At 65.0% G+C, this 21,437-nt stretch carries 19 protein-coding genes and 1 pseudogene; 14 read left to right on the plus strand and 6 right to left on the minus strand.

Translation table 11 applies throughout. The features are described from left to right. Window positions 1-12: 12 nt before the first annotated feature. From ABCW42_RS03230 to ABCW42_RS03245, 4 genes are all read right to left on the minus strand, one after another. Window positions 13-1,146, minus strand: a complete 1,134-nt coding sequence (locus ABCW42_RS03230; RefSeq protein WP_423183493.1) for a tyramine oxidase subunit B — start codon at window positions 1,144-1,146, stop codon at window positions 13-15. Window positions 1,147-1,397: 251 nt separating this feature from the next. Continuing rightward, complete coding sequence (locus ABCW42_RS03235) at window positions 1,398-2,126, minus strand: GntR family transcriptional regulator (RefSeq protein ID WP_423183494.1); 729 nt, start codon at window positions 2,124-2,126, stop codon at window positions 1,398-1,400. Between the two features lie 39 nt (window positions 2,127-2,165). Continuing rightward, the gene (locus tag ABCW42_RS03240; protein WP_423183495.1) at window positions 2,166-3,020 is read right to left on the minus strand and encodes an amidohydrolase family protein; all 855 of its coding nucleotides are present in this window, start codon (window positions 3,018-3,020) and stop codon (window positions 2,166-2,168) included. A gap of 25 nt (window positions 3,021-3,045) precedes the next feature. Next, the gene (locus tag ABCW42_RS03245; protein WP_423183496.1) at window positions 3,046-4,014 is read right to left on the minus strand and encodes a hypothetical protein; all 969 of its coding nucleotides are present in this window, start codon (window positions 4,012-4,014) and stop codon (window positions 3,046-3,048) included. Between the two features lie 295 nt (window positions 4,015-4,309). Here ABCW42_RS03245 and ABCW42_RS03250 point away from each other — a divergent pair, with 295 nt between their 5' ends. The 13 genes and pseudogenes from ABCW42_RS03250 to ABCW42_RS03310 all read left to right on the plus strand — a co-directional run bounded on the left by ABCW42_RS03250 (window position 4,310) and on the right by ABCW42_RS03310 (window position 17,920). Next, window positions 4,310-4,771, plus strand: coding sequence for an SRPBCC domain-containing protein (locus ABCW42_RS03250; RefSeq protein ID WP_423183497.1), 462 nt, complete (start codon window positions 4,310-4,312; stop codon window positions 4,769-4,771). Window positions 4,772-4,869: 98 nt separating this feature from the next. Continuing rightward, window positions 4,870-5,739, plus strand: coding sequence for an HpcH/HpaI aldolase family protein (locus ABCW42_RS03255; RefSeq protein WP_423183498.1), 870 nt, complete (start codon window positions 4,870-4,872; stop codon window positions 5,737-5,739). A 20-nt stretch (window positions 5,740-5,759) separates the two neighbouring features. After that, window positions 5,760-6,836 carry an amidohydrolase family protein gene (locus ABCW42_RS03260; protein ID WP_423183499.1) on the plus strand — a complete coding sequence of 359 codons (1,077 nt, stop codon included), beginning with the start codon at window positions 5,760-5,762 and terminating at the stop codon, window positions 6,834-6,836. A gap of 12 nt (window positions 6,837-6,848) precedes the next feature. Then, the gene (locus tag ABCW42_RS03265) at window positions 6,849-8,501 is read left to right on the plus strand and encodes a thiamine pyrophosphate-binding protein (protein WP_423183500.1); all 1,653 of its coding nucleotides are present in this window, start codon (window positions 6,849-6,851) and stop codon (window positions 8,499-8,501) included. A gap of 82 nt (window positions 8,502-8,583) precedes the next feature. Beyond that, window positions 8,584-9,483 carry a hypothetical protein gene (locus ABCW42_RS03270; RefSeq protein WP_423183501.1) on the plus strand — a complete coding sequence of 300 codons (900 nt, stop codon included), beginning with the start codon at window positions 8,584-8,586 and terminating at the stop codon, window positions 9,481-9,483. Window positions 9,484-9,595: 112 nt separating this feature from the next. Further along, complete coding sequence (locus tag ABCW42_RS03275) at window positions 9,596-10,495, plus strand: ABC transporter substrate-binding protein (RefSeq protein WP_423183502.1); 900 nt, start codon at window positions 9,596-9,598, stop codon at window positions 10,493-10,495. Between the two features lie 54 nt (window positions 10,496-10,549). Further along, a complete protein-coding gene (locus tag ABCW42_RS03280; RefSeq protein ID WP_423183503.1) occupies window positions 10,550-10,807 on the plus strand; it encodes a hypothetical protein in 258 nt (85 codons plus the stop codon). Window positions 10,808-10,833: 26 nt separating this feature from the next. After that, window positions 10,834-11,415, plus strand: a pseudogene (locus ABCW42_RS03285) (amidohydrolase family protein); the annotation flags it as partial. A gap of 46 nt (window positions 11,416-11,461) precedes the next feature. Continuing rightward, a complete protein-coding gene (locus ABCW42_RS03290) occupies window positions 11,462-12,511 on the plus strand; it encodes an ABC transporter substrate-binding protein (RefSeq protein ID WP_423183504.1) in 1,050 nt (349 codons plus the stop codon). A gap of 10 nt (window positions 12,512-12,521) precedes the next feature. Beyond that, a complete protein-coding gene (locus ABCW42_RS03295; RefSeq protein ID WP_423183505.1) occupies window positions 12,522-14,291 on the plus strand; it encodes an ABC transporter permease in 1,770 nt (589 codons plus the stop codon). Continuing rightward, the gene (locus ABCW42_RS03300; protein WP_423183506.1) at window positions 14,288-15,427 is read left to right on the plus strand and encodes an ABC transporter ATP-binding protein; all 1,140 of its coding nucleotides are present in this window, start codon (window positions 14,288-14,290) and stop codon (window positions 15,425-15,427) included. Before ABCW42_RS03295 ends, ABCW42_RS03300 begins: the two co-directional genes overlap by 4 nt. A 306-nt stretch (window positions 15,428-15,733) precedes the next feature. Further along, the gene (locus ABCW42_RS03305; RefSeq protein ID WP_423184795.1) at window positions 15,734-16,021 is read left to right on the plus strand and encodes a MarR family winged helix-turn-helix transcriptional regulator; all 288 of its coding nucleotides are present in this window, start codon (window positions 15,734-15,736) and stop codon (window positions 16,019-16,021) included. Window positions 16,022-16,474: 453 nt separating this feature from the next. After that, window positions 16,475-17,920, plus strand: a complete 1,446-nt coding sequence (locus tag ABCW42_RS03310; RefSeq protein ID WP_423183507.1) for an ABC transporter substrate-binding protein — start codon at window positions 16,475-16,477, stop codon at window positions 17,918-17,920. 65 nt (window positions 17,921-17,985) lie between these two features. Here ABCW42_RS03310 and ABCW42_RS03315 read toward each other — a convergent pair whose 3' ends face one another. Both ABCW42_RS03315 and ABCW42_RS03320 read right to left on the minus strand, forming a co-directional pair. Further along, window positions 17,986-19,113, minus strand: a complete 1,128-nt coding sequence (locus ABCW42_RS03315) for a glycerate kinase (RefSeq protein ID WP_423183508.1) — start codon at window positions 19,111-19,113, stop codon at window positions 17,986-17,988. Then, a complete protein-coding gene (locus ABCW42_RS03320; protein WP_423183509.1) occupies window positions 19,110-19,589 on the minus strand; it encodes a GNAT family N-acetyltransferase in 480 nt (159 codons plus the stop codon). Before ABCW42_RS03320 ends, ABCW42_RS03315 begins: the two co-directional genes overlap by 4 nt. Before the next feature lie 626 nt (window positions 19,590-20,215). Between ABCW42_RS03320 and ABCW42_RS03325 the strand changes: the two genes are divergently transcribed. Beyond that, window positions 20,216-21,418: an MFS transporter gene (locus tag ABCW42_RS03325; protein ID WP_423184796.1), complete on the plus strand. Its 1,203-nt coding sequence runs from the start codon at window positions 20,216-20,218 to the stop codon at window positions 21,416-21,418. The last annotated feature ends 19 nt before the right edge of the window (window positions 21,419-21,437 follow it).

Raw genomic sequence — 21,437 nt, forward strand, 5'->3', positions numbered from 1 at the left:
CTGGTCAGGGAATCAGGCGAGGGCGGGTGTGTCCCAGAGGTTCAGGACGGTGCCGATGTTTTTCTCTTCTGCGGTGCGGTAGAGCTCGGTGGCCCAGGCGACGTCTTCGATGGGCATCCCGCCAACGGAGTAAAGGATGATTTCTTCATCGTCGCGGCGGGCGGGAAGTTTGCCGGTGGCGATGTCCGCGATTTCCTCGATCTTCGAGGCCGGAATCTTGCTTTCTTCCAGGAGCCCGAACCAGTGCGATCCGGGGATGCCAAGGATCTGGTAGGCGGTGGGTCCGTACTCTTCGAGCCATGCTCGGTAGAGGCCCTCGGCGTCGATCACCAAGCGGGCATCGCCCTGGAGGAAGTCGTCATCGAAGCGGGCCGCCGCGGGGAGGAGAAGAAGGGCGCCGGGTTTGATGGCATGCTTCGGGAAGTACGGGAAGGCTTCGCTTCCCGCTGCGTCGGTGGATGTGGTAGCCATGACGACGTCGGCGTCGGCGATGGCGTCTTCAATGGTTTCGGCGGATGCAACCTTGGTCAGCTGGGGGAACTTGGCCGTTGCCCAGTCAACGAAGGCCTGCGTGGTGCCGGCGCTGCGGCCCTTCACGTAAAGGGTGTCTATCGATGGGCGCAGGGCCAGCGTGGTCTCCAGGACCGAACGGGCGATGACGCCCGGGCCGACCACGGCTGCAACTTTCGCGTCCGCCCTGGCGAGGTGCTTGACGCCAACGCCCGGGACGGCGCCGGTGCGGTAGGCGCTCAGGAGGTTTGCGCTCATGATCGCCAGCGGGGCCCCTGTGTCCCGGTCGTTCAGAACGAACACGTGGATCGAGCGCGGGAGCCCTTTCTGCCGGTTTTCGGTGTTGGAGCCGTACCATTTGACGCCGGAGGTCCCGAAACGGCCGCCCAGGTAGGCGGGCATCGCCATGAAGCGGCGGTCCGGACCGTCCTTCGGCATGCCCTCGAACTCATGTTCGGCAGGGAACGTGATCATGGCGCCGTGGGAGTTGCCGTTCTCCCCGGCCATCCGGTAATCACCCTGGCGCAGCAGGACGAGGGCTTCCTCCATGACGTCGGTGCAGCGCACGAGGTCGCCGACGCCGGCTTCGATCATGTCGGGTTCGCTGAGGTAGCGGAAGTTGATCCGGGTAGACATTTGGACTCCTTCGTAGTTCATGCCATGAAACTCTGGTAACCAACAGTAAACGTCTTGTGCGTTTCGGCGTGGTCAAGCGGGTGTTTCCGGCGTGTAACTTCTCGCCGGTTGCCGAAGGCGCAACAGGCGGTTTCGGGGCACGGGCGCTGCGCGGCCCTTCCTCTTCCCGGTCAAGCGGAAAGAGGAAGGGGCATGGGCCGGTCGCATCCCACGGAAGAGCACGCTTCCGGGGAAATTGTTTCCGTGCAGAGTCAGGCGGAGACGTCGGTGTCGGCTTCGTCGTTGACTATCTTCAGTCCGTCGTTGTCCGGGACCGTTTCGGTGCTGAGGAGCAGTGCCCGGCGTGCGGACGAGACGTGGTGGCGCATCGCGGCGGTGGCCGCTTCGGCGTTGCGGGTCTGGAGTGCGTAGAGGATGGCCCGGTGCTCGTTGAGCGCGTCCCGTTGCGGGTGCTTGCGGGTCAGGCTCCGGTATTGCCGCATGACGAGCGCGTAGACGAGGGAATCCACGAATCCGGTCAGGATCGGTTGCCGGGCTGAGTCGCGGACCAGTTTGTGGAACGCCCGGTTCAGCCTGGAGTATTCGGCTTCCTGGCGGTCGTACTCAGCGCTGGCCATCTGATCACAGAGCGCTGCGAGCTCTTCGAGTTCTTCATCCGTGGCACGCTCGGCCGCTTTGCCAGCCAGGGCCGATTCGAGGATTTCCCGGGCCTCAAGGATCTCAATGGCCTCGTCGACACTGAACAACCGTGTCCGCACGCCGCGGTTCGGCTCGCTGGTGAGGTAGCCCTCTTGTGCGAGCCGGGCGGTGACGGAACGGACGGTTCCGCGCGAGACATCCAGCAACGCGGTCAGTTCGGCGTCGGTCAGGCGCACGTTTGGCTGGAAGTGTCCCGAGATGATGAGGTTCCGCAGATCCTCATAGGCCTGGTTGAACCGGGTGGTGGCGAGGTCCGCGGTGACCGATGTCAGCTCACTCATGTGCTGTGAACCCTTTCCGTGCTACACGTCCAGAATGTATCAGGTCGTGCCCAGTGCGGGGTAAAGCCGCCTGGCGGTGGAATTGAAAATGCCCGAGCGGTTCTCTTCCGATACTGGGCTCAATACCCGTTCGGCGAGGGCGCGCAGCTCTTCGAGTGGCTGTTCGGCCGCGGGGCAGTTTGAACCCCAGGCGATCCGTTCGGCACCGAACGCCTCGATCACCGGGTCAAGGAAGTCCCGGGCACGTTCGCCGAGCTCGTCAAGGCCTTCCAGGGTACGGTGGGTCAGCTTCAGGTGCAGCCCGGCATGCCCGGCCAGCGCGGTCAGGTCGTTGGCGGCCTTGGTCGGGGAGGTGCGGACGTCGGGGTACCCGCAGTGGTCCAGGAGAATGGTCGCTCCGGGGTGGCGCGAGAGCAGGTCTTTGAGGACTGGGGCGGTGTCGTCGCCGAGCCGGAGCTGCAGGCAGACGGGTACTTGTTCCTGGCTGGCTGCGGCCCAGAATTCGTCGGTCGCGGCGTCGGCGAACCACATGCCCTGTTCGGAGACGGTGCTTCCGGTGGTGAACAACCGGACCCCTGCAAGGCCGCGTTCGACGCCGGCGCGCAGCCGCCGGCCTGCGTCGGCTTCCAGGGGGTCGAAGGTTCCGACGGCGACGAACCTGTCGGGCCAGCGTGCCGCAGAGTCGAGGACGTAGCTGTTGTCATAGCCGTAGGCCGTGGTGGCCTGGACCAGGACAGCCTGGGCGATGCCGGTGTTGTCCATGCGTTCGAGGAGTTGTTCCGCGGTCACGGGTCGTTCGCTGGCCCAGACGGATTGGTGTCCGCCCAAAGGTGCCCTCGGGTAGGTGTCTGTGTCGGAGGCGAGGATGTGGCAGTGGCTGTCGACGATGTCCATGTATTTCCTTCTTCGATTTGGTGGTTCAGCGGTCTGCGTAGGTGCCGGCGGCGAAGATCGAACCGCCGGGGTCGCCGTCGGTGAGGCCCTGGTCGCGGCTGAAGCGTTGCAACGCTCCAATGCTGGCCTTGTTGCTCTCGAGTCCGTAGGGCACCGGATCGCCGCCGATCATGCGTCCCTGTTTGGCCAGGCGCGGCAGGGCAGTCCAGTCCGGGTCCTCGTCCAGGTGAAGCTGCTTGCTTTGGACGAAGGCGTTGTACAGCTTGGTGGGCAGCCCTCGGTCCTTCTCGATGAGTTCGTTGCGGACCACTATGACCGAGTGCAGGGGATAGATGCCGGTACGCAGGTAGGAGTCGCGCTCGATGATGTCGCTGTCCGGGAACAGCGGGTAGGTCTCGCCGCTGTCGGTGACTGGTGTGGCCGATTCCCAGCCTGCGGTCGGTGCTCCGGCCCGCCCGGTGCCGGCGTTGCCGGTGAAGGCGGCGTCGATTTCACCGGCGAGCAGCAGGGATCCCAGCGACCGGCCGTCGGTAACGCGCTCCACGTTGGCAGGCACTTTTCCTTCGACGTGGTCATCATCGTCGATGACCCACGTAATCGAGCCCAGATCGACGCCGTAATCCTCGTGGAGGATGCCGCGGCCCCATACTCCTGTGCTCACCGAGTAGGCGCGCACACCGACTTTGCGGCCGTCGAGGTCGGTGGGGATAACGACGCCGGAACCCGGCGCGCACTGCAGGTCGCCATGGTGGAAACGGCGGTTGAGGAAAACCGGTATGGCGGTAATGGGCACGCCTGCCTCCCGGGCCATGAGGTAGGACACGGGGGCCAGTTCGCAGACGTCGAATTCCAGGTCCCTGATCATCCTGCGGTAGGCGGCAATGATCGGCTTGACCTCAACTGGCTTGACGACATAGCCCTCGACGCTCGCCCGGCCGTCCAGAACAGCGGCTGAATGCGGGTAGTCGCCCAGTGCGACGGTGAGTTGTTCCATCAAAATCTCCATCCTCGATTGTTGGACAATACAACCACGGTAGCACGTGAGATTTCGGCTGTCAGTACCCCTTGTGAATGCGGCCCTCCGGCACCAAGTGCTGAAATTCCGCAGAACATGCGCCGGTGAGCGGACAATCTGTGGCCCTCTTCACAAGCTGGCCATTCGGGTGGTACCGTCGTGATTGTTATACAAAATGATTTCGCGGTTGCTTCTCATGCCTCGCCCTTTCCGCCATTGATGGCAGGCCGGGCCGCTGACAAGGACCGACGCCTCACTGAACCGGAGCTTTCCTGTGATCACCATTGCCCAGCGAGTATCAGTTCCCCATCCGCCAGACATCGTGTGGAGCATCCTGTCGGACCCCCACAAGGTAGTGGGCTGCATCGACGGCTCCCGTCTTGGCGAGTTCCACGACGATGGCAGCTTTGATGCGGTGATGGCTGTCCGCTTCGCAGCCATCAAGGTCTCTTTCAAAGCCCGCGCGAACCTGGTCCTCGACGAGGCCGGCCGCACCGGGCGGCTCGAGGCGGCCGGCGGCGACAGCCGCGGGTCAACCCGCGTCCAAGGGCACGCCGACTACAGCGTGCAGCCCGCCCCGGATGGATCGATCGTCATCCTTGACGGCCAGGTGGACATCGGCGGCGCACTCGCCTCGCTCATCACCACCGGAGCGTCGATTGTGGTGGACCGCATGACCAAATCGTTCACCGAGAGCCTCATCAGCACCTGCGCACAACTTGACCCGAACAGCTAAACCCCGGAGCCGGCCAGCTCCGAGCGCAAAAGTCTCGGCAACTTGTTCAGGGGAGCCGGTGCGCGGGTAGGAAGCTCGACGGAAGGAAGCCGGAACCAATGAGACTGAACAGCATCATCGAGAAATTCGAAAAAGGCGAACGCGTCTTCGCTACCTTCGCGTCCCCCGACCCTGCAGGGGCGGTGGCAGTCCGCGATGCAGGCTACGACGCACTCATCTTTGAAGCAGAGCACAAGCCGTGGGACGTGCCCCAGCTCAAGGATGCGATGCAGTACCTGCTGGACCGACGCCAGGTCTTCGAAGCGGACACGCTGGCACCGCGCACCACCCCGCTGGTCAGGATTCCCCCCAACGGCGGGGAACGGTCGCAATGGCACGCCAAACAGGCCCTTGACCTGGGTGCGTACGGCATCATCTGGCCCCATGTGGACACCGTCGACGATGCGCGCAACGCCGTCGCCGCGTGCCGGTACCCGGGCATCGACCAGGATCCGGGCCGCGAACCGTTTGGCCTGCGCGGCGACAGCCCCGCCTGGGCGGCCCGCTACTGGGGCATGTCTGTGGGGGAGTACTACGAACGCGCCGACGTCTGGCCGCTTGCACCGCAGGGGGAAATCCTGGTCGGACTCATGATCGAAAGCGTCCGGGCGATTGAAAACCTCGAGGCGATCCTCGAGCAGGTGCCGGGCATCGGGTTGATACTCGTCGGCGAAGGAGACCTGAGCCAGGAACTTGGGGTCCCGCGGCAGTTCGAGCACCCTACCGTGCAGGCCCACCGCGACCGCGTCGTCGAGATCTGCAAAGCCAAGGGCGTTCCCGTCGGCCACCCCCATGTCACGGAACGGAACGTCGATGAGGCCATGGACAAGGGTTACGACTTCCTCATGACCGCCCCCGTTGTGAGCTACCCGGGACTCGTCCTCGGCCGGAACCTCGCCGACGCCGCCCGCATCCAACCCGCCCGATGACCAGGAGCCCGGAAAAGACCATGTACATCGACATCCACGCGCATTTCACCACCGTTCCCGACGCCCTGAAGACCTGGCGGGACCGCCAGATCGAGGAAATCGAGCAACACGGCCGCCACCTCTCCGCCGACGGACTGGACATTTCCGATGAGGAAATCGCCGCCGCCCTCACCACGGGTCAGCTGGCGCTGCAGGAACAGCACGGCATCGACCTCGCTCTCCTCTCGCCCATCGCGGGCAAAATGGCCCACCATTACGGTGACCAGGAAACCAGCCTGACCTGGAGCAGGCTAAGCAACGACACCGTGCACCGGGCATCGGTCCTGTTTCCGGACAGCTTCGCCAACGTCTGCCAGCTTCCCCAGTCCCCGGCCGGCGACATCGACGTCTGCGTCGAGGAACTGCGCCGCTGCGTAACGGAGCTTGGCTTCGTCGGCTGCAACCTCAACCCCGACCACTCCGACGGCTACTGGCAGGCCCCGCCGATCACGGACCGCTACTACTACCCGCTCTACGAGGCGATGGTGGAGCTCGGCGTCCCGGCCATGGTGCATTCCTCGATGTCCGCAAACCCCGCTGTCCACGGAACCTGCGCCCACTACCTCAATGGCGACACGACCGCGTTCATGCAGCTATGCCAGTCCGAGCTGTTCAAGGACTTCCCGGACCTGAAGCTGATCCTGCCCCACGGAGGCGGGGCCGTGCCGTACCACTGGGGCCGTTACCAAGGCGTCATGCAGGACCAGGGCCGCGGCGAGCTGCTCGACATCATCGGAGACAACCTTTATTTCGACACGTGCGTCTACGGCGCACGGGGCTTGCAACTCCTGGTCGATACCGTCCCTGCCAAAAACATCCTGTTCGCATCCGAGATGCTCGGTGCCGTCCGCGGCGTGGACCCTGCCTCGGGGCACCGCTACGACGACACCCGCTACCTGCTCGACTCCCTCGACTTCAGCGATTCATCGCAGCGGGAATCCATCGCGGCCGGCAATGCCCTGGAAGTGTTCCCCCGCTTGCGCCAGCGACTTGAAGAGCGGGGACAAATCCCGTCCACCACCGGTACGCCCGTAGGCGCCACCTCCGCCGCTAGCTAATCAGGAAAAACGATGACCAAGGTTTATGAAGCACTGGCGGATGCATTTATCGCCGAAGGAACGACGCACATTTTTGGCATGACCGGTGACGCCAACATGCACTGGATGTACGCCATGGCAGAACGCGGAGCGACGCTGTTCGAGGCCCGCCACGAGGGCTCCGGGCTGGCCATGGCCGACGGCTGGGCCCGGGGCGCGAAGAAACCGGGGGTGGCCTCGACCACCAGCGGGCCAGGTGTTACGCAGTTGGCCACCAGCCTGGTCTGTGCGAGCCGCGCCAGGACGCCCCTAGTGATTTTCAGCGGCGAGGTGGCCTTGGGGGACCTGGGCGCCACGCAGTACCTTGACCAGGCGAAGTTCGCCGACGGGGTTGAGTGCGGGTTTGTACAGGTCTCCTCCCCGGCCCGTGCGCAAGAAGCGGTCCAGCGGGCTTTCTGGCTGGCCCGGACAACGTCCCGGCCTGTGATGGTCAGCGCCCCCACCAACGTCCAACAAGCAGAATTCGACGGCGCGCCTGTCTACATTCCTTCCACTGAACTGATCGATAGCGCCTTGGCGCAGCCGGCCCCGGAAAGGATCGACCATGCGGTGAAGATCCTCAGGGAGAGCGAAAAGGTTGTCCTTCTCGTAGGTAAGGGAGCGCGCGCCGCCGACGTCGGCGATCTCGTCCTCGAGTTACAAACGAAAACGAACGCCCTTATCGCCACCACCCTGCAAACGAAGAACTGGCTGCGCGACCAGAACGAATACTTCGCCGGAATTTCGGGGCTTTACGGTACCGCAACGGCCCACGAACTCCTGCAGGAAGCTGACTGCCTGGTAGCCATCGGCGCAAGCCTTAACCACTTCACCACCGAACACGGCTACCTCTACCCGGCGGCCAGGATCATCCACCTTGACCACGCAGACCAGGTGGTCACCGGAACGGGCCAGCCCGTGGACTGCTACGTCCGCGGCGACGCCCGCCCCTCCCTGGAAGCGATCATCAAGGCGCTGCCGGACACCCCGGAACATGGTGACGGCTACCACACCGTCGACATCGCTGCAGCGCTTCGGGACGCCGACTCCCTGAAGGAGGACTTCCACCGGGAAGATGGCCGGCTCGACCCCCGCGAAGTCATCCTCGCCCTGGACCGGCTGGCGCCGGCGGACTTGCCGCTCGTGATGGGCAGTGGCCACCAGACCGACTTCGGCACGATGCTCTTCACCCGCCCCCGCGAAATCGTCTCCAACTACGGACTCTTCGGCGCGATCGGGCAGGCCCCGCTGCTCACCATGGGCTGGAGCGCGGCCCGGGCGCAACCGACCTTCGTGGTCGAAGGCGACGCGAGCTTCATCATGCACCTGGCTGAATTCGACACTGCATGCCGTTATCAGTGGCCCGTCCTGGTGGTTGTCATGAACGATGAAGCCCTCGGTGCGGAATTCCACAAATCGGGAGCACACGGCCTGAACCCCGCGCTGACGGCCATCCCTTCACCGGACCTCGGCGCAGCCGCTGTAGCCCTCGGTGGCAAGGGCACGATGGTGCGCACCATCGCGGAACTCGAAACTGCCGTGCAGGCGTTCATCGCCAACCCGGAACCCACCGTCCTGGACGTGCGCATCACCCGCGAAGTGATCAGCATCCCGTACCGCCGCCTTTGGTACGCAGAGGAAGTATGACCCACGCCCAAGCATTCCCGCCACGGCACAGCCGGACTTTGTCCGCATCTTAGATCCGCATCCCAGAAAGGAAGGTACGTCGATGACGACCGCCGAAATTGAGTTCCTGATCAACGACAAGGAACTCGCCGGAGCCGCACAGTCGGCTCTCGAATCCCACAAGTCGATCGCCGCGGTCACGGCATCCCCGCTGCGCCCTGTCCACAACGGCTTCAGGTCCTTCGCCAGCGGCCAAAGCTTCGAGGTCAGTGAGATCGCGATCGTGACCCTGCTCCAGGCCGTCGCCCTCGACCGCCCGGTGCTTTTCCTCCCGCTCACCGCCCTGGGCCGCCACCAGCACCAGACGCTGATCAGCACCCAGGAGCTTTCCGTTGACCAACTGCCCGGCCGTACCGTCGGCGTGCGCGCCTGGAGCCAGACCACGGGCATGTGGGTACGTGGATTCCTCGCCCACCAGTACAAAGTGGACCTGCGCTCCGTGCGATGGCGCACCTATGAAGGCGGGCACATCGCGGAGCAGGGTGAACCCGCCTGGGTGCAGCGCGCCGAAGAAGGCGCGTCCCTGGCCCAGGACCTTCTGGAAGGCCGCGTGGACTTCGCCGTCATGGGCAACGACCGTCCCGATGATCCCGGCGTGCGAAGCGTCATTCCCGATCCCGCGACGGCGTCGCAACAATGGGCGGAGCACGTCGGCTACGTTCCCGTGAACCACCTCTTCGCTGTCCGCGAGAGCACGGCCCGGGACCTGAGCGGTGCCGTCCTTGGCCTGTATGACGCCGTGTCCGAGCAACTCGAAGCACGCAAGACAGGTTCGGGAATTCCCTTGGAACCCTATGGGTTCGAGGCCCTGCGGCCCGCAGTCACGGCGGCGGCCAGCTACGCCTGGGAACAGGAACTCCTGCCCCGCCCCGTCGAATACGACGAACTGGTCTCCGCTACTTGCACCGCCCTGGGTGTTGCCGCGTCACGACTAGGCGGCTGAAAATGCGTGGATTGTTAGACGAAATTGCCCAGTACCCCTTGAAAGTGACGGGGATCACTGTTAGTTTGAACGTGGATTGTATAACAAAAGGTCGCTTAGCAAAGGAGCTCCGATGACCACGAATTGGACCGTCGCACTCCGCGACTACGAGCACACCCGGCCCCTCAAGGAGGGCGCCGTGACCGCGGAGGGCGTGAACCTCGATTTCGTCGAGGTCGAACCCATCCACCGGGCCTTCGCTCCGATGGTGCGAGAGGGCCGCTACGACGTCTGCGAACTGGCGATCGCCACGCTGTTCCAGGCCATCGAAGCCGACGTTCCGGTTGTGGCACTGCCAGTGGTCCTGCACGGCAACTTCCACCACCGTTCCATCTCCGTCTGGGACGGCGACGGCAGGGTCAGCCCCCGGGACCTCGCCGGCAGGAAGGTCGGGGTCCGCGCACACAGCCAGACGACGGGTCTGTGGGTCCGCGGGATGCTCGCCGACACCTACGGTCTCCGGTCCCAGGACGTCACCTGGGTGACCACTGAAGGCCCGCACGTGGCCGGCGCCCATGAGCCGGGAAATGTGGAACGCACCGACCGGAAACTGGTGGAGCTGCTCACCGACGGCGACGTCGCCGCCGTCGTCATGGGCGCCCGCTCGGCCGACCATGTTCCCGGCCTCAAACCGCTGCTTCCAGACTGGAAGACGCGCCAGGACCAGTACCAACAGGACCACGGCTGGGTGCCGATCAACCACCTCGCCGTCATCCGGCGGGAACTGGCCGAAGCCAATCCCGACGGCGTCCGGGCAGTGTACCGGGCCTTCCAGCAGAGCATCGACGCAGCCCGCCCCGAGGTTCCCACCGGATCGACCCGCGAAAAGGTCATCCAGTACGGCGTCACTGACACCCTGCTCTCGACGCTGGACACGGCACTGCGCTACGCCCGGGAACAAGAGGTCATCCGCACGGACCTTTCAGCCGAGAAGATTTTCGCCGACTTCGAAAAATACGTGGGGGAGCCGTGAGCCGCTCATGCCCGGCAGCCCCCCATACCCTAAGCCCGCGTCCGAGGAGGACTGATGCACTACTTTGACACCCACACCCACGCCATCTCGGCAGACACCGACAGATTCCCCGTCAAGCCCCTGGGTGGAACCCGCTCGGAATGGTCCCAGACCCGGCCCGTCGACGTCGACGGCCTGATCCGCAATCTCGATGAGGCCGGGATCGAACGGGCGGCGCTGGTCCACGCATCCACCGTGTACGGCTTTGACAACCGTTACGCCGCCGCCGCCCTGGCCCGGTACCGGGCCAGGGCGGCGGCGTCGGAGCAGTAGACTTCCTCGCCGACTCCGCCGTCGCGGACCTCCAGCAGCTGATCGAGGAAGAGGGGTTCAGCGGGGTCCGAATCCGGGTCGCCGACGGAACCACCAAAGTTCCGACGCCTGGATCCGGTGTGTCCGACGAGCGGATGGACGCCGTCTGGGACTATGTCGCATCCAACAACGTCCCGGTCTGCATCCAGATGCACTCCAAGGACGCGCCGAAGCTCGCCCAGGTCCTCGAAACACGCCCGGGCATGACGGTCCTGCTCGACCACGCCGGACGCCCCAACGCCGCCGGCGGCCCGCCCTACACCCATCTCGGTGAACTGGGCCAGCTCGCCCGCTTCACCGGAGTACACCTGAAGATCACCCCTCCGGCCATCAAACGGCTGGGAGACGAACCGGACGCCAACGTCACCGACGTCCTGGGCCGGCTCGTGAAAACCTTCGGCGCCGAGCGCATCATGTGGGGTTCGAACTTTCCCGCTTCGGCAGGAACCCCCGCGCAGCTGCTCCACTCCATCGAAGCGCACCTGCCCGAACTCGACGACACCCAGCGGGCAGCCATCCTTGGCGGAAACGCCGCCCGCATCTACAGCGCGGCAGTGATCGCGCACTGACTGTCCGCCGCCAACGCCGTCGGCGCAGAGCAAACCAGGAGGATTCATGAACAACCGGAACAAGACCAACAAGCGGGCCACCGTGCCGCGCCCGAAGATGACGCTGATGGCCGTCTTCGCCGCGGTGGCGCTCACGATGGACGAGCTGGTCAAACAGGCCCAGACCGAGGGAGAAGTCGACTGGTCGGCCGCCAAGCCGCAGGCCCAGATGCAGCCGGCCATCGACCTCTTCGAACAGAAATACCCCGGCATCAAGGTCAAGTACACCAACACCAAGGCACCGGACCAGGTCAGCCAGCTCAAAGTCGAAGTCGCGGCGAAGAAGGTCTCGATAGACGTCGCCTTCGCCGGTGGCCTGACCGTGCCGCCGGCCCAGACGCTTGCCGACACAGTGGACTGGACCCAGTACGGCGTCCCCGCCGAGGACTCCATGTTCTCGAACAAACTGGTCTACATCTGGTCCGCGCCGAAGGTCTGGGCATACAACACCACCAAAGTGAAGCCCGCCGACGTGCCCCACACCTGGGACGATCTGCTGAACCCGCGCTGGGCCGGCGGACAGGTCGCCGCCGATTCGCGGGCGGACTTCATGACGGTCTGGGATCTTGACCCGTCCATGGGACAGGACAAAGCCGACGCCTGGGCGAAGCAGTTCGCCGCCCAGAAACCCCACTACACCACCGACACCACCTCGGCGGAGTCCCTGATCGAGTCCGGGCAGGTCAGCATCGGAACCAGCCTCATCAACCTCGTCCTCGAAGCGCAGAAGAAGGGCGCCCCCGTGGCGATGGCACCGATCTCGCCCACGAACGCGAACGAGTCCTACCTCTACGTCCCCAAGGGGGCACCGCACCCGGCCGCGGCCGTGCTGCTCACCTCGTTCCTGTCCTCCGACCCGGCCCAGGCAGCCCTGGCGAAGAGCTACAACTCACGGATTCCCACGAGTACCGACTGCTCCAACCCGGGCCAGAGCACGGTCCTGAAAACCATCTGCGCCGCGGGCATCAAGTGGGACCCGACCACCGCCGACGGCTACACCTCGCTCGCCGACTTCTTCCCCAAGGCCCAGACGGCCCTCGGAACGAACATCGGGTAGGAGTACCCTAATGTCAGTGAAAACAACGGAGGCACCCCGCCTTGGGGTGGCCCCTCCGCCACCTAGCCGCACCAGGCGCATCGGACGGGACACCCGCGGATGGGCTGGCATCGCCCTCAACACGGCGCTGGCCCTCTTGGTGGGCTACCTTGTCCTTGTCCCCGTGGTCATCTTGGTCTACAGCAGCTTCAAGGCCTCGGCGACCGACCTGCCCTTCGACGTTCCCGGCTTCTCCGCAGCCAACTACGTCAACATCTTCCAGTCCGGCCAGCTCGGCTCGGTGGCACTGAACACCGCCATCTACACAGTGGGCTCCCTGCTGGTCTCACTCGTGCTCAGCCTGTGCCTTGCCTACCTCTTCGAACGCACCGACATCCCCGGACGCAAGTTCCTGGCACCGCTCGCGCTGGCACCCATGGCAGTGCCCGTCACCGTTACGGCGATCGCCTGGGCACTGGTCGCCAACCCCTCCAACGGGCCACTGGCCATCCTGCTCCAGCAGGTCGGAATCCACATCAACGTCTACTCGATGCCCGGGATGATCATGGTGATGGGAATCTTCGGCGTGCCGAGCATGTACCTGATGATCGCCCCTGCCCTCGGACGGCTGAACCCCGAACTCGAGGAAGCAGCAGCCACCCTCGGCGCACCCTTGACGCGCCGGCTCCGGCTCATCGTGCTGCCCCTGATCGGCCCGGCCGTCTCGGCAGCGTCCATGCTGCTCATCGTGGTGATCCTGGAAGGATTCGCGATCCCGGCCCTCCTGGGCCTGCCCAACCGGACGTTCGTCTTCAGCAGCCTGATCCAGTACTCCCTGCAACCGCCCAGCGGATTTGCGAACTACTCCAAGGCCAGCACCTACGGCGTGCTCATGCTCGTGCTCTCCTTCGCGATGCTCATGATCTACCGCCGCCGTGTCCGTGACGCCCACCGCTTCCGGGTAGTCAGCGGCAAAGGCTACCGGCAGACCCGCACACCCCTCGGCAAGTGGCGGATTCCCGTGGTCATCGTGGTCTCCGTATACACGTTCCTCGGCGTCGTCCTGCCGGTGCTTGCCCTGATCTGGACCAGCCTGTCGCCCTTCGCCCGGCCGCTCAGCTGGGACGGCCTGCAGGACCTCAGCTTCGACAGCTACGCCCGGGTCCTCACCGGCCGTGGAATGGGCCAGGTCATGCTCAACACGGCCGAAGTGGTCCTGGTGACCGCCACGGCCGCCACAGCGATCGGGACCTGGATCGCCGTCGCCGCCGCCCGCCGTCGCTTCCGTGGCAGCACCGTGCTCTTCGAGACGACGTCCCTGGCCTTCGGCGTTCCCAGCGTCGTCCTCGGTGTCGCCGTCCTGTACCTGTACCTCTTCGTCCCCGTACCGATCTACGGCACCGTCGGGATCATCGTCGTCGCACTCGTGACCCGGTTCCTGCCACGGGCATCACGGCTCATCCAGACCGCGCTGCTCCAACTCGACGACGGGTTGATCGAGGCAGCGCGCGTCACCGGTGCCTCACCCTTCACGGTGACTCGGACGATCCTGCTGCCGCTGCTTCGTCCGGCCCTGCTGAAAAGCTGGCTATGGGTCTTCGCCCACGCCCTTGGAGAACTGCCCATCGCACTGCTGCTGACAGGCTCCGACAACCGCACGCTGGTCGTGGAGCTGTGGACCACCTTCACCTCCAGCGCCGACTTCCCGCAGGCCAGCGCGCTCGCGGTGGTCATCCTGATGATTTCGACCATAGCGGTCTGGCTCGTGAACCGACGCGGGACCACAGAAGTAGAGGCATGAGCAACATGACAACACCCAACGAAAGCTCGATCACGATCCACGAGCTGCGCAAAGCCTACGGGCGCCCCCGCGCCGGGGATCCCGCCTACGCCGTGGACGGCATCTCCTTCGACGTCCCCAAGGGCAAATTCGTCACCCTTCTGGGACCCAGTGGCTGCGGCAAGACCACCACTCTGCGGTGCCTGGCTGGCCTGGAACAACCCGACGGCGGGCGCATCGTCATGGCCGGGCAGACCGTTTTCGATGCCGCGCAGCGCCGCCAGGTCAGCGCAGAGGACCGGCCGATCGCCATGGTTCCCCAGCACTACGGGATCTGGCCCCACATGACGGTGCTTGACAACGCCGCCTTCCCGCTGCGCCACGGCCGCAACCGCAAAGGCCAGCAGAACGTGAAGCAACGCGCCCTCGACATGCTGGACCAGGTGGGCCTGTCCGGAGTCGCCGAGCGCTGGGCCACCCAGCTCAGCGGCGGCCAGCAGCAGCGCCTCGCCCTGGCCCGGGCGCTGCTCTCCGAACCGGAAGTCCTGCTCCTGGACGAGCCGCTGTCCAACCTGGACGCCAAACTCCGCACCAAATTACGGCTCGAACTGCGGGCATTCCAGGAGCAGTTCGGCGTCACATCCGTGTACGTCACCCACGACCAGGCAGAAGCCCTGGCCCTCTCCGACATCGTGGTCGTCATGAACCAAGGCCGCATCGAGCAAATCGACCGCCCCGAACGGCTCTACCAACAGCCAAAGTCGGCCTTCGTCGCAGACTTCATCGGCAGCGCAAACCTCATCCCCGTCCGGCAGGCATCCAGCCAGTCAGGCAACGTGCTCGCCAACACCCACATCGGCACGTTCACGTGCGCCGGCGAAGGACAAGACACGCCCTCAGCTGGCGGAAATGTGTGCATCCGACCCGAAAACATCGATGTGGAGGCCGCCGGCTCGCACCGCAACGGCCTACCGGGCCAAAACCGTATGCCCGGACGGATCATCGGAGCGGAGTTCCTCGGCGACCGTCTCGAACTGGTCATCGACGTCGAAGGAACAAAACTGCGCGCCTCCGCCCCGGCCTCCCTGACAGCGCGCCCCGGCGACGCCGTCGTCGTGGGCGTACAACCAAACCACGCCCGCTACATCGCATCCTGACGATCCGGCGTCGGTCTCGTAATCGGGCCCGCAGCTACAGGGCCCAGTTGCGCCACCACCACAAAACGCATGGCCCGGGGCTGCGACAAGTTGCAGCCCCGGGCCATGGCGCACCGGGAGAAGCTCTTGCCGAAGACACATACTGCAGACGACACAGCCCCAGGCACCAACGACGTGCGCGACCCGGATATCACCTCACTGCGGCTGACCGTCATCCGACTGGCACGACAGGTGCGAAGGCACTCAGGAACGGCATTGACACCTGCGCAGATGTCAGCCCTGAGCGTTCTTGGCTGCAAAGGCCCCATGCGGGTGGGACGACTCGCCGAAATAGAAGGAATCAGCAAGCCAACAGCGACCAGGCTGACCGGCAGGCTCGAAGACATGGGCCTGGTGGAAAGAACTCACGATGATTCAGATGCACGAAGTTGCCGGATACGGCTTAGACCCGAAGGCCAACGGCTGCTCACTGACGCAAGCAGGGGAGCGGACCGGTACCTGACAACCCGAATGTCAGCATTGGACCCCGCCGATCGGCGCGTCCTGATGCGTGCTCTGCCTGTTCTTGTCCGTCTGCTTGAGACCAGGGCATGAGACAGGATAGCGGGTGGACGACCCGGTGACCGCCCTGGTCAGATGCGCCCAAGCCTGGTTAAGGGCGCGACGAGTCCTTTCTCCCGCGGGCCGATTGGGAGTTGTTGTCCGTTGACCAAGCTGGCGGACGATTGATACTCTCAAATCTAACAGTTGATACATTTTGTGATTGACGATTCTGAATAGGGTCGCTGTGGGGATGCGGCCCGGGCCACGACGGGGTGCGCGATGAGATTGATGAAGCTGTCCAGGAAGTTCGTTGTCGGCGTTTGCATGCTCCTGTTGTTTGCGCTGAGTGCCTGCGGTGGGGGAAGCTCTGGCCAGGGTGGTGGTACGCACACCTTGCGGATGGCCGCGGGTGCTACGGGGCCATTCACGTCCCAGTTCAACCCGTTCTTGCAGGCGTCCGGGAGTTCGAGCGGCTATTCGGGGCTTGTGATTTATGAGCCGCTGATGCTCGTCGACTATGTCAAGGACACCACCAAGCCGTGGCTGGCGCAGAGTGCCAAATGGAACACGGACGGCACCCAGTTGACGATCGATCTGCGTCCGGGGGTGAAGTGGTCGGATGGCACCGCGTTCACGGCTGACGATGTGGCTTTCACCTTTGAGTTGATGACCAAGTTCAAGGCATTGAATTTCAATGGCTTGCCCATCAAGTCGGCTACGGCGTCCAGCCCGACGCAGGCTGTTGTGACTTTCACGGCTCCGGCGTTCCAGACTCTTTGGTATGTGACCGAGCCCGTTCAGAAAAAGCAGTGGTCTTCCGTGGCGGACCCGGTGACGTTCGCGAACCCGAAGCCTGTCGGCACCGGGCCTTTCATGCTCAAGAGTTTCACACCGCAGGTGATTACCCTCGATAAGAATCCGGGTTACTGGGATGCCGGCAAGCCCGCGGTGGACAGCATCCAGTATCTCGCCTATGACTCCGAGAGCAGCATGGTTGCCGCCATGCAGGGTGGACAGGTGGACTGGATTGTGTCATCGAATACCGATCCGAAGCAGATCACGCAGCGTTCGCCGTCGACCTTGGCTTCGTGGGCGTCGACGTTCGGGGTTTCCATCTATCTTTTGCCGAACGCGACCATGGCTCCGACCGATGACGCGGCGGTCCGGAGAGCGATCAGCCAAGCGATCGACCGGCCGAACCTGGCGAAACTGGCCTTCGGTCCGGGTGCACAACCGGTCCAGTCCCCGACGGGGCTCGACGGTGCGGGGGCTTCGGATATGATCGCGGACCAGTACAAGAGCCTTTCGCTGGGCAGCGGGGATGCCTCGGCGGCAAAGCAGACCCTTCAGGGGGCCGGTTACACCTTGGGTTCGGACGGCTACTTTGTCTCGCCGGACGGTAAGCAGCTTGCCCTGACGTTGACCGTTCCCACGACGAATCCGTACGGGGACTGGGTCCGCGCCGGGACCCTGATGACTGAGAGCCTGAAGGCGGCGGGGATCAAGCTGACCGTCAAGCCTGAATCGCAGCAGTCCTGGCGTTCGGATGTGGCCCTGGGTAATTTCCAGTTGTCGATGCGTGCTGCCGGCGGCGCCGGTTCCCTGTACGACAATCTCAGCAGGCTGGTCTCCCAGCCTGTTCCTACCGCGGGGAAGCAAGCCGTCGTCAACTGGGAACGCTACAGCAACCCGAAGGCCGGGGAGTTCCTGAACGCGATGGCTTCCTCTGACAGTTCGAGTCCGGCCTTCAAACAGGCGCTGGATGGCCTGCAGTCGATCTTCGTCGACGAGGCGCCGGTGATTCCGCTCGGCAACCCCTCCGCGGCAGGAGTCTGGCGGACCGATGCGTTCAGCGGTTGGCCGTCGGAGCAGGATCCGTACGGGCTGCCGACGGCGAACAAGCCTTCCGTGGTCGACATCGCAGCCCGGTTGGCCCCCGCCCATCACTGACACGGCCTGTGGATTGGTGGCCGGACGGCGTTCCTACGTCCGGCCACCGACGCATGCCCGGGTGCTCAGGTCAGCTGCGATGCGTGGGTTGCGACGAGGCGGCCGGCCTCCTGAAGCCATCGGCCGGGATCGCCGAGCGCGGCTGCGGTCGAGCCGGAAAGTTCGACCAGGCTCCAGGAGGCGGTGATGCCGTGTTCCAGAAGCTCCGGCGTTGTCAGTTCCACCCGGCCTGCGACGACGACGGTCGGGACGCGGTGTGCAGCGGCGCGGGCTGCCAGAGCCAGGGGGGCCTTCCCGAAGAGGCTTTGCTTGTCGAGCGAGCCTTCGCCGGTGACGAGGAGGTCGGTTTTGCTCAGCAGCGCGTCGATCCTCAGGAGATCCAGGACCATGTCGGCCCCGGAGATGCGCCGGGCCGCCAGCGCCGTCATTGCCGCGAAGCCGATGCCGCCGCTGGCTCCCGTGCCGGCCTCCCGGGCGCGGTTGCTGCCGTTACTGTCGATGAGGTCCGCCCAGTGGGTCAGGCCTGCCTCGAGGAGTTCGATTTCCCAGGGTCCGGCCCCCTTCTGCGGGGCGAAGGTCTTCGCGGCTCCCGTGTCCCCGAGGAGCGGATTGTTCACGTCCACGGCCACGGTGATGTCTGCTTCCTGCAGCCGCGGATCCAGGGTCGACAGGTCCACGCCGCATATCCAGGAGAGCGTCCCTCCGCCGGCACTGCCTGCATCGTGGGGGGAGAATTCCGCGCCGAGGGCGTGGAGCATGCCGGCTCCTCCGTCGCTGACGGCACTGCCGCCCGTGCTCAGGACGATTTTGCGGTGTCCGGCGTCGAGGGCCGCGGTGATCAGCTGCCCGACGCCGGTGCTCGCCGCTCTCAGGCAGGTCTGCGCGGTGCGGGCCGGTATGTGGTGCGCGCCCGATCCCTGGGCCACCTCGATGTACGCGGTTCCGTCCAGTGCAGCCCAGGACGCCGGGACCGGGTGCCCGAGCGCGCCATTGACGACGATGCGCTGCACGGCGGCCCCCAGGCTTTCCAGGACGGCGATGGTGCCCTCACCGCCGTCGGCGATGGGGCATTCGACCGTCGTGCAGTCCGCCCCTGCCCCGGCCACGCCGGCGGCAAGGTGGCGGGCGGCGTCCGCGGCCGACAGCGATGACTTGAATGCATCGGGGGCGACGAGCACGCGGACGGGTTTCACGGCAGGACCAGTCGCAGTCCTTCATGGCTGGGAACGAAGCCCAGCCGGGCGTAGAAACGGTGGGCGTCGGCCCGCCTCTTGTCCGAGGAGAGCTGTATGACGCGGCAACCTTTGGATTTGGCCCGCTCCACGGCCCACGCCACCAGTGCGGACCCTGTTCCCCGCCCCCGTTGGCTCGCGGCGATCCGCACTCCCGCGAGCTGGGCCCGGAGCGCAGCGCTCCAGCTCAAGGTGGTGAAGAAGGTGAGCTGAAGAGTGCCGATCACTTCCCCGCCCTCATCGGTGGCGACCCAGAGCTCGTTGGAGGGCTCGGCGGTGATGGCTTCGAAGGCTCTGAGGTAGCCTTCCGCGGTCGTGGCGGGCAGGCCGCCCGCGGGGCCGAGTGCGTCGGATTCGAGCAGGCCGACGATTCGTGGCAGGTCCTCGGCCCGGGCTGGACGTACACTTGCTCCACCGGACAGCTGTTGCAGATCCATCCACGCCTCCTACTATCTGTTGAATAACAGACATGATAGACTATATGTAGCAGATATGGAGAGTCAAATGTATCAATTGTTCGTTTTTCAAAGTATCGCTAGGTTTTTCGGTGGCGGGTGCGGGCTCGTCCTTCGTCCCTTCCTGCGCGGAGGGAACGGTTCGCTATGAAAAGCCGCCGTGCCGTCCACGAGCGCGTGGTTGCCCGGTCCCAAGCCGCCGCCCGGCAACAGCCGAAGCCTGCCCGGCAGTGACGCGGGGTCAGCCGAATACTCCACTGAAGGAGGAGTGCGTGAGATCGATGCTGATACTTCGGCTGCGGGCCCGGTTGCACGCCTGGCTGGAGCAGCGGAAGGCGGACCGGGAAGCGCGCGAGAGGCAGTGCCGGCACGACGGCACGGGACGTCGGTGCTTTGTATGCATCAACTATTCCCACATCTATGACTGACTGATCGTTGTCCGCGCGGGTGGACGCCGCACGCTGAGGGTAGGGAGTTGAGTTCGACTGTTAACGCCACCACCTCCTCGCGGAGCGAGCCGCCCCCCGCGGAGACTGGCGTCGACAGCGGGCGGTCCTGTCGAGACACTTGGCCTGGGAAACTACCGACTTTTTCTTGCCGGCCAGCTGCTGTCGGTCTCGGGAACCTGGACCCAGCGGGTCGCCCAGGATTGGCTCGTCCTGGATCTCACCAACGGCTCGGGCGTCGCGCTCGGCCTTGTTTCGGCGATCCAGTACACCCCCATGATGCTGTTGAGCTCGTGGGGCGGACTTCTGGCGGACCGCTACTCCAAACGGTTGCTGCTCATCATCACCCAGTCCCTGCTGGCGCTGGCCGCAGCGGCTCTCGGAGTCCTTGCCCTCACAGGGCAGCTCACGCTCACGGACGTCTACGTCCTTGCCGGCGTCATGGGCGTGGCCACGGCGGTGGACAACCCGACGCGCCAATCGTTCCTCATCGAATTGGTCGGCCGTGACCGGCTTCCGGCAGCGGTCGGGCTGAATTCGGCGACGTTCAATATCTCCCGGATGATCGGTCCCGCCATCGGCGGTGCCCTGATCGTCCTGGTCGGAGCGGGTCCCGCCTTCCTTGTCAACGCCGCATCCTTCCTGGCTGTTATCGCATCAGTGGCTTTGATGCGCCGTGAGGCGCTGTTCGTCGAACCCCCCACTTTGCGGTCTCGTGGGCAGATCCGGGCTGGGTGGTCCTACATCGTCCGTGACCGGCGGGTCGGGGCCACCCTGGGCCTCGTCTTTGTCACATCAACGTTCGCCATGAACTGGCCAGTGCTGCTGGCCCTAAGCGCGAGAAGCCGGTATGACACCGGCGCACAAGGCTACGGGGTTCTGCTGACAGCGCTTGCGGCCGGATCCATGGCGGGTGCGCTGGTGTCCGCATGGCGTGGCAGGCCCCGGTTCTCCTACCTGGTTCTCGTCACCGCCCTGTTCGCCATCACCGAACTCGCGTCCGCGTTCATGCCAAGCTACGGCTGGTTCGTCGCTACTCTGGTTCCGCTGGGCTTTCTCGCGCTGAGCATCAACACCACGGCGAATTCACTGATCCAGGTGGTCACTCCTTACGAACTCAGGGGCCGGGTGATGTCCGCGTTCGTGATCGCGACCGCGGGTGGAACACCCGTGGGCGGCCCGGTCCTGGGGTACCTCTCCGAACAGTTCGGGCCAGCGGCCGCATTCGCCACAGGCGGCCTGGCCTCGGCGCTGGTCACCTGCGCCGCGGCCATAACGGTCCGCCGGACGCTTCGGACGGAACAGAAAACAGCGGAGGCGCCGGAGCCAGACGGCACGCGCGGGAGCCCGGGCGACATGGGCTGAGCCTCGCCGCCCGGGCTCC

The organism is Arthrobacter sp. NyZ413, from assembly GCF_049390645.1.
Taxonomy (GTDB): domain Bacteria; phylum Actinomycetota; class Actinomycetes; order Actinomycetales; family Micrococcaceae; genus Arthrobacter.

What these genes read in the sequence shown, in the direction of transcription:
- ABCW42_RS03305 (WP_423184795.1), top strand. Translation starts at nt 15,734, where the DNA reads ATGCGGGTGGGACGACTCGCCGAAATAGAAGGAATCAGCAAGCCAACA.
- ABCW42_RS03275 (WP_423183502.1), top strand. Translation starts at nt 9,596, where the DNA reads ATGACCACGAATTGGACCGTCGCACTCCGCGACTACGAGCACACCCGG.
- ABCW42_RS03290 (WP_423183504.1), top strand. Translation starts at nt 11,462, where the DNA reads ATGAACAACCGGAACAAGACCAACAAGCGGGCCACCGTGCCGCGCCCG.
- ABCW42_RS03265 (WP_423183500.1), top strand. Translation starts at nt 6,849, where the DNA reads ATGACCAAGGTTTATGAAGCACTGGCGGATGCATTTATCGCCGAAGGA.
- ABCW42_RS03280 (WP_423183503.1), top strand. Translation starts at nt 10,550, where the DNA reads ATGCACTACTTTGACACCCACACCCACGCCATCTCGGCAGACACCGAC.
- ABCW42_RS03260 (WP_423183499.1), top strand. Translation starts at nt 5,760, where the DNA reads ATGTACATCGACATCCACGCGCATTTCACCACCGTTCCCGACGCCCTG.
- ABCW42_RS03235 (WP_423183494.1), bottom strand. Translation starts at nt 2,126, where the DNA reads ATGAGTGAGCTGACATCGGTCACCGCGGACCTCGCCACCACCCGGTTC.
- ABCW42_RS03240 (WP_423183495.1), bottom strand. Translation starts at nt 3,020, where the DNA reads ATGGACATCGTCGACAGCCACTGCCACATCCTCGCCTCCGACACAGAC.
- ABCW42_RS03245 (WP_423183496.1), bottom strand. Translation starts at nt 4,014, where the DNA reads ATGGAACAACTCACCGTCGCACTGGGCGACTACCCGCATTCAGCCGCT.
- ABCW42_RS03310 (WP_423183507.1), top strand. Translation starts at nt 16,475, where the DNA reads ATGCTCGTCGACTATGTCAAGGACACCACCAAGCCGTGGCTGGCGCAG.
- ABCW42_RS03255 (WP_423183498.1), top strand. Translation starts at nt 4,870, where the DNA reads ATGAGACTGAACAGCATCATCGAGAAATTCGAAAAAGGCGAACGCGTC.
- ABCW42_RS03230 (WP_423183493.1), bottom strand. Translation starts at nt 1,146, where the DNA reads ATGTCTACCCGGATCAACTTCCGCTACCTCAGCGAACCCGACATGATC.
- ABCW42_RS03270 (WP_423183501.1), top strand. Translation starts at nt 8,584, where the DNA reads ATGACGACCGCCGAAATTGAGTTCCTGATCAACGACAAGGAACTCGCC.
- ABCW42_RS03320 (WP_423183509.1), bottom strand. Translation starts at nt 19,589, where the DNA reads ATGGATCTGCAACAGCTGTCCGGTGGAGCAAGTGTACGTCCAGCCCGG.
- ABCW42_RS03300 (WP_423183506.1), top strand. Translation starts at nt 14,288, where the DNA reads ATGAGCAACATGACAACACCCAACGAAAGCTCGATCACGATCCACGAG.
- ABCW42_RS03295 (WP_423183505.1), top strand. Translation starts at nt 12,522, where the DNA reads ATGTCAGTGAAAACAACGGAGGCACCCCGCCTTGGGGTGGCCCCTCCG.